Source organism: Oceanobacillus timonensis (assembly GCF_900166635.1).
Lineage (GTDB): Bacteria > Bacillota > Bacilli > Bacillales > Amphibacillaceae > Oceanobacillus > Oceanobacillus timonensis.
On sequence record NZ_LT800497.1, the window covers coordinates 3,043,416 to 3,056,816 of the forward strand.

12 protein-coding genes are annotated in these 13,401 nt (G+C 38.1%); 2 read left to right on the forward strand and 10 right to left on the reverse strand.

Going from position 1 to position 13,401, the window contains the following annotated elements; genetic code table 11:
• Window positions 1-8: 8 nt before the first annotated feature.
• The 5 genes from B7E05_RS14900 to refZ form a co-directional block, all read right to left on the reverse strand.
• Window positions 9-206 carry an alpha/beta-type small acid-soluble spore protein gene (locus tag B7E05_RS14900; protein ID WP_080874946.1) on the reverse strand — a complete coding sequence of 66 codons (198 nt, stop codon included), beginning with the start codon at window positions 204-206 and terminating at the stop codon, window positions 9-11.
• A gap of 89 nt (window positions 207-295) precedes the next feature.
• Window positions 296-1,498 carry a tRNA uracil 4-sulfurtransferase ThiI gene (gene thiI / locus B7E05_RS14905; protein WP_080874947.1) on the reverse strand — a complete coding sequence of 401 codons (1,203 nt, stop codon included), beginning with the start codon at window positions 1,496-1,498 and terminating at the stop codon, window positions 296-298.
• A gap of 5 nt (window positions 1,499-1,503) precedes the next feature.
• The gene (locus B7E05_RS14910; protein ID WP_080874948.1) at window positions 1,504-2,637 is read right to left on the reverse strand and encodes a cysteine desulfurase family protein; all 1,134 of its coding nucleotides are present in this window, start codon (window positions 2,635-2,637) and stop codon (window positions 1,504-1,506) included.
• A 275-nt stretch (window positions 2,638-2,912) separates the two neighbouring features.
• The gene (gene ezrA, locus B7E05_RS14915) at window positions 2,913-4,613 is read right to left on the reverse strand and encodes a septation ring formation regulator EzrA (RefSeq protein WP_080874949.1); all 1,701 of its coding nucleotides are present in this window, start codon (window positions 4,611-4,613) and stop codon (window positions 2,913-2,915) included.
• Window positions 4,614-4,790: 177 nt separating this feature from the next.
• Window positions 4,791-5,399 carry a forespore capture DNA-binding protein RefZ gene (gene refZ, locus B7E05_RS14920; RefSeq protein ID WP_080874950.1) on the reverse strand — a complete coding sequence of 203 codons (609 nt, stop codon included), beginning with the start codon at window positions 5,397-5,399 and terminating at the stop codon, window positions 4,791-4,793.
• Between the two features lie 160 nt (window positions 5,400-5,559).
• Here refZ and B7E05_RS14925 point away from each other — a divergent pair, with 160 nt between their 5' ends.
• Entirely contained in the window at window positions 5,560-6,039 is a 480-nt protein-coding gene (locus tag B7E05_RS14925) for a GAF domain-containing protein (protein WP_080874951.1), read from the forward strand.
• A 565-nt stretch (window positions 6,040-6,604) separates the two neighbouring features.
• Entirely contained in the window at window positions 6,605-7,207 is a 603-nt protein-coding gene (gene rpsD / locus B7E05_RS14930) for a 30S ribosomal protein S4 (protein WP_080874952.1), read from the forward strand.
• A 228-nt stretch (window positions 7,208-7,435) separates the two neighbouring features.
• Here the strand turns inward: rpsD and B7E05_RS14935 are convergent, their stop codons facing one another.
• From B7E05_RS14935 to B7E05_RS14955, 5 genes are all read right to left on the reverse strand, one after another.
• Window positions 7,436-7,705, reverse strand: coding sequence for a hypothetical protein (locus B7E05_RS14935; protein WP_179134548.1), 270 nt, complete (start codon window positions 7,703-7,705; stop codon window positions 7,436-7,438).
• Window positions 7,706-7,912: 207 nt separating this feature from the next.
• Entirely contained in the window at window positions 7,913-9,148 is a 1,236-nt protein-coding gene (locus B7E05_RS14940; protein WP_080874953.1) for a dicarboxylate/amino acid:cation symporter, read from the reverse strand.
• Window positions 9,149-9,449: 301 nt separating this feature from the next.
• Window positions 9,450-10,544, reverse strand: coding sequence for a zinc-binding dehydrogenase (locus tag B7E05_RS14945; RefSeq protein ID WP_179134549.1), 1,095 nt, complete (start codon window positions 10,542-10,544; stop codon window positions 9,450-9,452).
• A 71-nt stretch (window positions 10,545-10,615) separates the two neighbouring features.
• Window positions 10,616-12,190 (reverse strand): FGGY-family carbohydrate kinase, encoded by a 1,575-nt coding sequence (locus tag B7E05_RS14950; protein ID WP_080874955.1) that lies wholly within the window; start codon window positions 12,188-12,190, stop codon window positions 10,616-10,618.
• A 114-nt stretch (window positions 12,191-12,304) separates the two neighbouring features.
• Window positions 12,305-13,291 (reverse strand): sugar-binding transcriptional regulator, encoded by a 987-nt coding sequence (locus B7E05_RS14955; RefSeq protein ID WP_080874956.1) that lies wholly within the window; start codon window positions 13,289-13,291, stop codon window positions 12,305-12,307.
• Window positions 13,292-13,401: the final 110 nt, after the last annotated feature.

A 13,401-nucleotide genomic window follows, 5' to 3' on the forward strand; every position in this document is an offset into this window, starting at 1 on the left:
TATTTTTATTATTTTGTTCCGCCAAATTGTTGCTCAGCCATTGTTACCAATCTTTTCGTAATTTCTCCACCTACAGATCCGTTAGAACGGGATGTCGAGTCAGGACCAAGTTGAACACCAAATTCCTGAGCAATTTCATATTTCATTTGATCAAGTGCTTGTTGCACTCCTGGAACAACTAATTGATTTGAGTTATTGTTTGCCATGTTGTTCACCTCCTTGGTACTTATAGAATGTGCCGAGAGAGGTGAAAACATACCATAATGTTAATGGTAATTTTTTCTGTTTTCTGTTCCTATAAAAGATCTAAAAAATCTTCATTAAATAGTGTTTTCTCAGTTACTTTAATCGTTTCGATTCCTTCAATTGCCTCTTGGATAGAAGGCGTAAAATCATGCTTGGATTCATAAAAATTCACTTTATCCCGCTTCGGTTTTGTCTTCGGAGACTTCGGTACAAAGATTGTACAGCAATCTTCATATGGCAAAATCGATGTCTCATATGTGCCGATATCCTGTGCAATCTGAATCACCTCATCCTTATCCATCGCAACTAACGGACGAATAATCGGGTAATTCGTTACTTCATTGATGGTATGCATACTTTGCATTGTTTGGCTTGCAACTTGCCCCAGGTTTTCTCCTGTAGCTAATGACAGGATACCTTCTCTTTGACAAAGCTGTTCACTGACACGGAACATAACACGACGCATAATGGTCATCGCGTAATCATTCGGCATTTCCCTAAAAATCTCCTGCTGCAGTTTGGTAAATGGCACAATATGCACGTTGATAGATTTTCCATATTTCGTCAACTGCTTTGCTAAATCCAGCACCTTCTGCTTGGCGCGTTCACTCGTAAACGGCGGAGAATGAAAATGAATCGCCTCTAAATGAACCCCTCTTTTCATCGCTAAAAAGCCAGCTACTGGACTGTCGATACCGCCTGAAAGCAAGAGCAGCGATTTCCCGGATGTTCCCACTGGCAGTCCGCCGCGGCATCTAATCGATCCGCTGGTAATATAAGTCGCTTCTTTCCTGATCTCTACTTTTATCTCCAAATCAGGATCATGTACATCCACCGTAATGCCTTCTGTATTTGTTAATAAATGACTGCCCAAAATATGATTCATTTCTCCGGAACGTTTATAAAAATCTTTTTTGGTACGGCGGACACTCATTTTAAATGTTTTGGTATCCGGTTCTTGCTGCAATGCAAAAAGAGCAGCTTCTTTTATTTCTTCTACATCATTTTCAACACGGATTGCCAGGCTTAAACTGTGAATGCCAAACACATTTCGCAGTTTCTCGATGATTGGTTCAGGTGCATTGCCATTCAGTAAGACAAACATCCTCCCCTGCGTTCTTACCACCTTCACTCCCTCAAATTCTTTTACTTTTTGATGGATGTTATCGTGAAGTGTCAATATAAATTGTTTTGCATTTTTTCCTTTTAGAGCTAATTCTCCATAACGAATTAATATATGATCATATTGCATATTATCTACCTCAATACTTGTTTAAATTGTTGAATTGCTTGTTGCAATTCTTTCACAAAAAATTCCACTTCTGCTTCTGTATTTTCATAAGAAAAGCTGACCCGCAAACCGGAAGAAGCAACATCATTTGTTTTTCCGCAAGCAACCAGCACATGACTCTCTGACTGATCACGAGAGGAACAAGCGGACTTTGTAGAAATATATATATCCTTTTGACTTAAACTGTGAATAATAACTTCTGGCTTCACGCCCGGAACAGAAAAGTGAACAATATGACTGGCACCTTGTGATGGACTATTGATTTCAATGTCTTCCATTTGAGAAAGTGCATGCATCAATTTATCATGAAGTCTTTTTAAAATAGGGTTTTGCTGCTTTTCTTTGATTAAACGCAATGCTTTCACAAAGGAAACAGCTCCAGCTACATTCTCCGTTCCAGAACGGATACCTGATTCCTGGCTGCCGCCGTGAAGAAGCGGATATAATTTCGCTGTATGATTGACGTATAGGAGACCTGTTCCTTTCAACCCATGAATCTTATGACCAGAAAACGTACACAGGTCAATTCCTGAATCTGCGAGTTTTAACGGAACTTTTCCCAATCCTTGTACAGCGTCCACATGAAATAATACTTTCGGATGCTTTTTCAAAACATCTCCAATTTCTTCAACTGGTTGAATAGAGCCAATTTCATTATTTACTTGCATCATTGTTACCAGAATAGTATCCTTCCGAATCGCTTTTTCCACATCTGCTGCTGTAACCGTACCATCTGCTTCTACAGGTAAATAAGTGATTTCAAAGCCCAGTCTTTCTAAGCTTTGGCATGTATCATGAATCGACGGATGCTCTGCTTCGGTTGTAATAACATGCTTCCCGCGTGATTGGTGCTCAAAAGCCACACCTTTAATGGCTGTATTATTTCCTTCCGTCCCTCCTGAAGTAAAGACGACCGCTTCTTTGGAAATACCGATTAAATCAGCTGCCTGCTGTCTGGCTGTTTCCAATAATTTTTCTGCTTGTCCACCTAAAGGATGGATGGATGAAGGGTTAGCAAAATAATGCGTTGATACTTTTGTAAAACTGTCAATCACATCTGGATGCGGTTTTGTGGTCGCGCTGTTGTCCAAATATATCATGATTTCACCTTCTTCTTTCTAAAGAAAACTTGACAAATCAAACTGTTAATTGATTCTTTTTAAAATAAAACTTCACTCCGCGAGCTTTTCAATAAGCTCGCGTAATAACGTGTAAACAAAAATGTAAGGCTGGCCTAAGTAATGAATATATCATGCTTAGCGGCAGCCTTTTTCTTTTATTTCTTATATTGTCATAACCAGAAGCCCTCGGGACTACGTTTACGCGCCCCGCCAAAACTTCTACTTAGAGACATAACGTGCTTCCGGCTTTTATTTTACGTTTCTTTGCTTCTTTTCTCCTGATACGATTCGATTTTCTTCAACGAGCCAGGTTCCACTTCTTCTACTGCATTTGCAGCATGTTCTAATGAAAGCTCATATTCATAGTTACGAAATAATCGCTCTGCTTCTTTCAATTTCTGATTCAGATCAGGACTTTTACTCCGGTAGCGGTTGGCATATTGAATGACCTGCTCTGTCAAAAAGGCCTGATCCAACATCATATCTACTTGTTCATAAGCCTGATCAATTGCCTGTTTTGCTTCATTTAATGCAAATTGAACATTACTCATTTCTAATGGATATGTTTCTAACACTTCGATTACTTGACTATTTTTTTGTACTGCTGTCTCAAATCGAGTCCAAATGTAACTCGGCACTCCCGGTATATTACTCTTTTTTAGTTTCCGATGCAATTCTGTAAGCAGATCACGCATTTCATCCAGTTTATCTCGTGCTTCCAGCTCGTCTTTTCGTAAGTTTGCAATCGATTTTTGAAAGGCTTCATGGTCTTCTTCCAGCTCTTTAATCCTTTTAAAACCTGCTTCCATTTCTTTTTTCAATTCTAAATGGGATTGTTTATCGTCTTCCATACTATTTGCTAATGTTTCTGCATGGTGTTTCAAGTCTTTGATCGCTTTCCCCATGGTTTGAAAACGTTCCATATCATCATCTTCTACATAATAAGCTTTTTGGATTTCTTCTACTTCTTCCCTTGCCGCTTCAAATGTAGCACTGATTTGTTTGACAGAATCCTCATACTCCTGGCTTTTTTGCTCTACATAATTTTTAGCCACTGCTTCCTCTTCCAGCGCTTCATACATTTCTAAAATACGCGCTTCAATCTGTTGCAGCTGCTCTTCCACATCGGTTATGTCTGCTGTTTCAAGCTGAGTTTCCAAGTCTTTTAACTGTTCCTGATATGTAACCAGTTCTCTTTCAAAACCTAAATGTTTAATACGGTAACCATCTTCCCGCATTTCTTTCATACCAGCGGAAAGATTTGATAATTGAGATGGCAATTCTTGTTTTACTTTTTTAAACAGGTCGGGAAATATTTCTAATTTGTCTTCCACTTTCTTTGTACTATCCTTCAGCTCCTGAATGTTTTCATTTGCTTTTAAATAATCACCATCATTCACAAAAGCATAGTACTGATCTAACATCAATTCCAATGCGTCAATGTCTTTATCGAATTCTTTCTCCGCCTTGCCGTATTGGTATCTGGATTGGGAAAGCATGCTTCTTAAACCTTTCATCCTCGGTTTTAATTCCTCCGCGCCGCCACGTCCGGCTTCCTCTGCACGGAGTAATTCCTCCAGCTCTTCCATGATTTCTTTGATCTCTTCTTCGTTCTTCTCCAGATGATTCTCTGCTTCTTTTAAAATTTTCTTTGCTTTCGGCACGAGAAAACGATCCGCTGCTTCTTCCGCACGCATTAAATACTTTTCCACGTCAGGCAAAGAGTTTGTTATGATTTTCTCCCATTCTTCTTTCCACGTTTCAAATTTCTCCAATGTCTCACCAGAAAGATTTAATGCTTTTATCTGCGCAATCTGCTTAGCGACATCCCTGTCTGTAATATCCAATTTCCAGTTTTCTAAATAATCTACCTGATCGTAAACACGCTTTCTAATAATTAAAGCAACGGTCAAACATACAATAACCGCTAAAATAATCCCTACAACGACAGCCATAGTTTGCCTCCCAACCAATAAACATCTATCATCAATATATCAATAACAATAAAAATCACAATTATATATCCTTTATAATACCATGTATTACGCTCTTTTGGCTAAAAAAATTACATTTTTCTTGCTCATTCTACAATTTTTCTTCATTATACGCAAAAAAACATCTATTTTAAATCATTACTGTCTCATAGTAGCATTAAATTGAATCCATTTCTGTATACTTTTGGTATATTTTTTCACAAATTGTTCATGTGCAAATTCCCCTACTATCTGGCCTTTCCAATCCGAATGTAAAATATAAGGCGTTATCAGCATCCCCTTCAACTGCATAAATAGATACATTTTTTCTTCATGACCGACACTTTTTCCAATGGTTTCTTGAAATAATTCTTTTAAATAATAATTTTCTTTAGCTAAATATGTAACTGTCATTTCTCTAACGAAAACAGAATCAAGAGATAACTCGCGTTGAATAAAACATGTCAATTGATGATGCATTTGCTTATAATGTATAATAGTAAAAATTAATTCATTTAATCGATACATTGCAGATTCATCGCTTGTTTTTTCAAGTGACGCTTCTATTTTCTCCAAATATGCTTCATAATAATTTGTGACAGCATATTCCAACAGGCCTTGTTTACCTTTAAAATAATAACTGATAAGGGAGACATTCACAGAGGCCCGGTCGGCAATATCACGTACAGAAGTACCGTGAAATCCTTTTTGAAAGAATAGGGAGGAAGCAGCGTTAACTACTTTTTGTTTTGTTACGTTATTTTTCATTCTTCATTCAACTCCTTACTCTTATTCATACGACAAAGAAGGGGAAAAATCCTTTAATCGATTCTCGACAAAAAATATCCAAATGTCGTTATTTGTCATGTTCTCATTGAACATCTTTTTTACAAACATTTACTATTTTACTTTCAGGAGGCAATACAATATGTTTCAACAAATTGATTATTCCGGAGAAAAAGCAAAAGACTATGCATTTCTCAGCAAACAGCTGGATGCTTTATCCACCGGTGAAACAAACCAAACCGCACTATTAGCTAATGCATCCTCTCTTCTCAATCATTTTTTAGATGAAGTAAACTGGGTTGGATTCTATTTAGCCGACAATAACGAATTGGTGCTTGGACCTTTCCAAGGGCTCCCGGCTTGTATCCGTATCCCTTTTGGAAAAGGCGTTTGCGGAACTGCTTTTTCCGAAAATAAAACACAGCGGATAGCTGATGTCCATCAGTTCCCTGGTCATATTGCCTGTGATGCAGCTTCAAACTCTGAAATTGTCATCCCGATTACACGCAATCATGAAGTCATTGGTGTTTTAGATATTGATAGTCCAGTTCATGACAGATTTGATGCTGCAGACCAGAATGGGTTGGAACAATTCGTTGCACAGTTGGAAAAACATTTATAGAGGATGTTCAAAAAGTCCAATAAAAATGACACGGCGAATTTCTGCGTTGACGAGCTATTTCCAATACTCACGTATTATAAAGCATACGCTCCGTTTGGAAATAGCTCGTCGCCTTGAACTTCCGACGCACAGGACGTGCTAGTGTCGGTGTTGCGACAGGACGTCGCGTTCTTAACCGACTTGATCCTATTTATCGGACTTTTTGAACACGCACTTATAAATTATTTTCATATATTCATTATAACGGATAGAACCGCATGATGAATCATTTTTGTTTTTAGAAACAAGCTTCTTTTCATCAAATGATTACCGCACGCTTGTTTTTCTTCAACTTACTGTTGACAAGCGTGCATACAAATTATATACTAGTCTTTGTGTAAAATAATAAAGTGGCCTAAGTGAGTCGACGCTTGCACTCATTTTGTTCCTTTATAAGATAATTCTTAAAAGGTGTATCGTGTAACTCTCTGCTACTGGAGTGATGGTACATGAAAACAAAATGAACAACGGAACGATCACGCGCGTTTTATTTTATACAAATAAAACATAAAGGAGGAAATGTCCTATGTCACGTTTTACTGGATCAGTATGGAAGAAATCACGTCGTCTTGGCATTTCATTAACTGGAACTGGTAAGGAATTAGATAAACGCCCTTACGCTCCTGGTCAACACGGACCGAACCAACGCAAAAAACTATCAGAATATGGCTTGCAAATGCAAGAGAAGCAAAAATTACGCTTCATGTATGGATTGAATGAACGTCAATTCCGTAACCTGTTCGATAAAGCTGGTAATATGTCAGGTATTCACGGTGAGAATTTCATGATTCTTCTTGAATCTCGTCTTGATAACCTTGTTTACCGTTTTGGCCTTGCCCGTACACGTAAACAAGCTCGTCAGCTTGTTAACCACGGTCATGTTACAGTTGATGGTACTCGCGTAGATATCCCATCTTACACTGCAAAACCTGGTCAAACAATCGGTCTTCGTGAAAAATCTCAAAAAATGGATATCATCGATGAAGCGATTGAAGTAAATAACTTTGTACCAGAATATGCTACTTTTGATGCGGAGAAAAAGGAAGGAACATATTCTCGTTACCCTGAACGTTCTGAACTTCCAGCTGAAATTAACGAACAACTTATCGTTGAGTTCTACTCTCGTTAATAAAGACAAGCTTTATTTAAAATACAAAAAAGCCTTAGACATGTTGTTAAATCAATGTTCTAAGGCTTTTTTGTGTACTGTTGGCTTTTGTAAGGTACTGCAAGAAAATGAATCGATTCAGGACTTTTTTAAGGTCACTATAGGTACTTAAAACAATAAGTGAGTAAACAAAGTGAGTAAACAGACTTTTGAAATCATTATACGCTGTTTGTTTCAACATACTAGACATTAACCAACTGTAAAAATAGGCAGATTCGTTCTATTTATTTTTTTATCCACCTCATCATGTCCCCGCACTTCCTTTAACTGGCCAAAAGATAAAATGTTTTCTAACTTAAAACTGCGAACTTGTTTTCGATAGTAACAGTAACCTAATATTTTCTTATCATCTATGCCCACTACTCTGATAATACGCTGTGTGACATTATAATCCTGGTCCATATAATAAATCATTACTTTATTTTTTTGTTCTATAGCATTTGTTAAAAACCCAATCATTCTAACCTCTCCAAGCATCACTTTTTACGAATGTTTGTTCTTACAATATAATAATATCACAAAAAAAGAACAAGTGTACTGTTAATTTATAGCAGTTATTTTTAATGCCCTTTACAGTGTTCCACAAATTATAGTGATATAAAAAAGGTGCTGCCTCTCAAATTTACTTGAGACACAGCACCTTCTATCATTCTCTTATCTGAAGTCCTAAGTTCTAGCAGCATCTGCTTTCTCCATCCAGTCTTTTCCTTCCATATGTCTGGAAACCAACATACTGGAAACCGTATCACCGGTTGCGTTAACCATTGTAGCAGGCGGATCGACAACCACTCCGATAGCTGTAATGATCGGCAAGGCTTCAATCGGAAAGCCGTATAATGTGATAATCATTAACTCTCCTGTAAAACCGCCTCCTGGAATGCCGCTCATCACGATACCGGATAATAAACAAATTCCAATAGCAGTTAAAAATGTATCTATCCCGATAAAGTCCTGATTAAACACACCAAAAATAAAGGCAATCTTTAACATAGCTGATAAACAGGAACCATCCATATGAATCGAAGCGCCAAGTGGCATAATCGTTTCACGGATATCTTTAGGAACCCCGATACGTTCTGCAGCCTGCAAGTTAACAGGAATCGTTGCTACACTGCTCCCTGTTCCTAACGAAGTAGCAGCGGACCCAAGTATATTTTTCCAAAATCGGCTTACTCCTGCTTTTCCTCCAGCAAGGAATGCATATAAAGTAAAACCAATCACAAAATACAATACAGCAACTGGGTAATAGACAATTACTGCTTTTGCATAATCACCAATCAACTCTGTGCCAAATTCCCCTACTAAAGATGCAAAATACGCGCCTAATCCAATCGGAGCATAATACATAATAATCTTAATTAACCTCATGAACACTTCAGAAGCACTTGTCAGGAATCTGCCAAACGTTCTTCCCTTCTCTCCTGATAAACCAGTTGCAACACCAATCAATATCGACATCACAATAAGCGCCATCATGTTATCTCTTGAGAACAAATCAACAAAATCAGGAACCGTAAATGTATTGACCAATTGATCGCCCATACTTTGTTCTTCTATGTCTTCCGGAGCACTTAATGGAATATCAACACCTGCTCCAGGTTGGAAAATAACGGTAGCAACAAGCATAAAAACAGAAGCAATAATGCCTGTTACGATAAATACAGTCAGCATGGAGCCCATAATTTTCCCTAACCTTTTCATGCTGTCCATTCCAGCAATCGCAGAAGAAATGGAGAAAAATACAAGCGGGATAACAATCATAAATAGTAAATTTATAAATAAATCTCCAAGCGGTTGAATGATGGTTGCATCTTCCCCAAAAATTAATCCGATAAGCGCTCCAATGATTATAGAAGCTAAAAGAATTAACGGAAACCGGTATGCTTTTAATTTTTCTAACATCTTTTTTATGTCCTTTCCCTTTTCAATCTTATTATGATAGAACTTATTTTATTTTACAGGAATGATGAAATAAAGAAAAGTTATGAAATATTCATATAATTGTTTATTCTTGCTTGATCACCATGCTTTTTTGCCAAATTAAAAACCGCTATTCCTTCTTCGTGAATAGAATAGCGGTCATCTTTCAGCAGTTGTATTTTATTTTCAAGAATGCTAGAATAAATCAACTGGCATATTGGTCTGGAGACATGGTAGAGTGGAATCAATCCGTCTTATTCTAGGCCAATATGTCAGTTTTTCTTTATGTTACAGAAGCGCTGTCTGCTTTATTCTTCGATGCGTCACTGCTCAACTCCGGTTTCACTACAATTTTAATATGCTCCGGTTGTGGTCCTGCTACTAATATATCTCTCGCTTCTTCTAAATCGACGACTTTGGAAATCATAAAATCCGTTTCTATTCTTCCCGTTGATATTAAATCTGCAGCGATACTTAATTGTCTTGCAGTTGAATCAGAAGTTCCCGTAATGGTAATTTCATTATAGTGAATGGCATTTAAATCAAGTGTTGCTTCCGGCCTTTGTTTCGGCATTCCTCCAAATACATTGATTCTGCCTCTTCTTCTTACCCATTGCAATGCATCCCCGACAATTTCCGGAACCGGTACAGCAACAATAACGACATTGACTCCTAATCCGTCGGTGATTTCTTTTATCTTTTCCGTTGGATCCTCTTTCTGTGGCGAAAAAGTAATATCCGCTCCATGCTGTTTGGCGATTTCCAAACGGTTTGTATCAAAATCGCTGGCGATAATCTGCTTTGCGCCATTTAATTTAGCCAGTTGAATATGAAATAGTCCCATTGGACCGCACCCGACGACGAGTACATTATCTCCCAGTTTGACATCAGCTATTTCCTGACCGTTAATAGCACAGGATAAAGGCTCACTTAAAGCAACCTGCTGCAATTTATCACTGGAAACCTTTAAAACATTTCCAGACCGGATGGAACGTTCCGGCACTCTCATATACTCTGCAAAGCCTCCATCATAATTATATGCTGTTGCCTGTTTATTCAGACATTGATTTTCATAGCCCTCCAGACATAATTTACATTTACCACAGGGGCTTACTGCTGCAACAATAATATGCTCGCCTTCTTCATATTCATTTTTCCAATTTGCTCCAACTTTAACAACTGTCGACGCAATTTCGTGTCCCATAACCCGTGGTAATTCCATTCCATGTGCAGAGCCTCCTGCCGCAATATTCCGAAAATCACTGCCGCAAATCGTACAAGAATCTATTTTAATCAAAAGTTCATTCGCATCGATTTCCGGAACAGGAATGTCATCCACCTTCATTTGTTTTGGTCCATAGAGTCGTAATGCTTTCAACACGACATCCTCCTTACATATTGGGTTTAACGTAACATCCTTTTCGTACATCTTTGGTTTATTTATACCAATTATACAGATTGATTTACGGCCTTTTCGGCAACGATGCTATCCAGTTTGCTTGTAGCATGCATCCATTCTTTAAATTGTGGATAGGCCTTCTGGTATTGTTCACTGTACAATTTATAAATTTCATGATTTTCCGGATTTGGTTCAATACGCTTCTTATACCGCACCATGTTACTTACGGCTTCCTCCGCGTCTGCATAAGCTCCTGCTGTAACTGTTGCCATAATAGCCGATCCTAAACAAGCTACCTGATTCGACTCCGGCACATTAATTGGCAAATTGCTTACATCTGCGTGAATTTGCAAAAATAAATCACTATTCGTTGCGCCTCCTGCTAAATAGAGCTCCTCAACTGGAATGCCGTTCTCTTTAAAATTTTTAATATTTAATTCTGTACCATATGCAATCGCTTCCATAATAGCCCGATAAATATGCGCTCGTGTATGCTTTAATGTTAAACCGGAAATAAACCCGCGGACATTCGCATCCACATAAGGTGTTCGATTTCCTTGCCAATATTCCAGCACAAGAAGCCCTTCTGACCCTGGGGGAAGTGCTGCCGCTTCTTTATTTAATAAGTCATAAACACGAACGCCTTGCTGTTCAGCCTCTTTTTCAATATCTTTTCCAAAATGTGTTTTGAACCATTTAATAACGGATCCTGAAGAGGACTGACCGCCTTCAGCCAATTTCATTCCCGGGAAGACAACACCCGGATACGTTCCGAATACCCCTTCTTTATGAATGGATTTATCCGTAAATGCTAAATTACAATGAGAAGAACCAGTAATAAGTGCCATTTTCCCAGGTTTGGTTACACCAAGGCCAATCATTCCATTTAAACAATCTACTCCGCCCTGACCTACAGCTGTTCCTTCCGCTAATCCTAAATGCTCTGCTGCATACGGAGAAAGCCCCCCTATATATTCACCCAGATATTTAATTTCTTCCGGGAGCTTATCAAAAATATCCTCTAAGCCGATTGTTTTATAAAAATCTGCAGGAACGCCGCCTTTTTCTTCATCATAATACCATCTAAAAGTTGTCGTGCTTGCTGAACCTGTATTCTTGCCGGTCATCTTGAATGTAAACCAATCCACGTAATCCATAATTTTTTCTGTTTCATGGTAATTTACCGGTTCATGCTTTTTAACCCAGCGTACCTTACTCGGCATCCATTCAGCAGAAACATTTCCAAAACCGTTATATTTTAGCGCTTCATGTCCGGTTGCTGCCATTTCTTCCGCTTCTTCTGAAGAACGAATATCCATCCAGATGACCGCGTTTCTCACGGGTGTTCCATCATTTTTACAAAATACAACACTGGAACACGTCGTATCTAAACCGATACTTAGAATTTCATCTTTTGTAGCATTCGCATCCTGCATTGCTTTTTTAATACTCTCTGCTAACGATGCCCACCAATCATTCGGATTCTGTTCAGCCCATCCCGGCTTTGGATAATAGGTTTTATAAGAGGTTATCCCTTCCCCTACTTCGTTTCCCTTCAAATCAAAAATTCCTGCCCGAACACTTTCTGTCCCACCATCAACACCAATAACAAGCTCTCTTTTCAAAATGAATCTCTCCTCTGTATAAGCCTTTTAAAGCATATTTTTAAAACAGGTATCAACCAGGTTCAACCTTAGAGACATTTTTGATGATGGATACCAGAGATCATCTACACGCAGCTACTTCAACTCTATCTCTGGTTCAATATGTTGTTTTCCTTCTTCTTTTTGATTTCTCAACAAATACGCTGCTACATGTTCATCGGTAATTAATGTATCCACCCATTCCCCCGCAAGCGCAGAAGCAATTGCTTCTTTCTTATAACTGTTTCCGGATACCAATACGATTTTGGAATGCTTACTGATCTGTTCAATACTTGGTCCAATTACCCTGTTGTGGATATCAATATCCGGAATACTGCCCTCTGAGTCAAAGAACCAGAAAGCTACTTCGCCAACGACATTCGCTTCTTTGGATTGTTTCTTTTCTGCTTCCGTTAATAGATGAATATGAGCTTGAGAGGACGATTCTACCCCTACACTGATAAAAGTGATATCTGTCTCTAATGATTTTTTAAATACGTTTTGAACCGTTAAATCACTTAGAATAGACTCTTTTAATGTTTCATTGGAAACAATAGCCGGCGCATATAAAGGAAAACATTTGGCTCCTAATTTCTCGGCAACGCTCTGAGAAATCGTATTCGCATCAAGACCATACCCCATTTTTGGCCAATTTCCGCCCATAATCGGAACCACTTCACAGTCTATTTGCTGCTCATCCCCCAAATAAGAAGCAAGCCTCTTTAACGTTTCGCCCATAGAAAAACCAACAGTCATCCCTTCTTTCACATGGTTCACAAGATATTCTGCTCCTGCCTGCCCCAAAGAATTTAATATATTTTCCTCTTTGGTCGAATATACTGGAACAACAATTGCTTCACGAATTCCAAAAGTTTCTTCTAATTGCTGCTCTAAATCAAAACAACGTGTAACAGGAATTGTCACATTTATCTGAACAATCCCTTGTTCTCGTGCTTCTACTAACAGCCTTGATATTTTACTTCTTGAAACATTGATTTCCTGTGCAATATCATGCTGAGACATATTATCGTTATAATACATATATGCAATTTTTGATAATAACCTCAAATCCGCTTTAGACATAATGAAATACAGCCTCCTGCTTATATGAAATACTCATTTTTTCTTAATCATATCACTCCTTTGTTATTTTTTGAACGAGGTTATTATTACATACATTTTGAACAAATGTG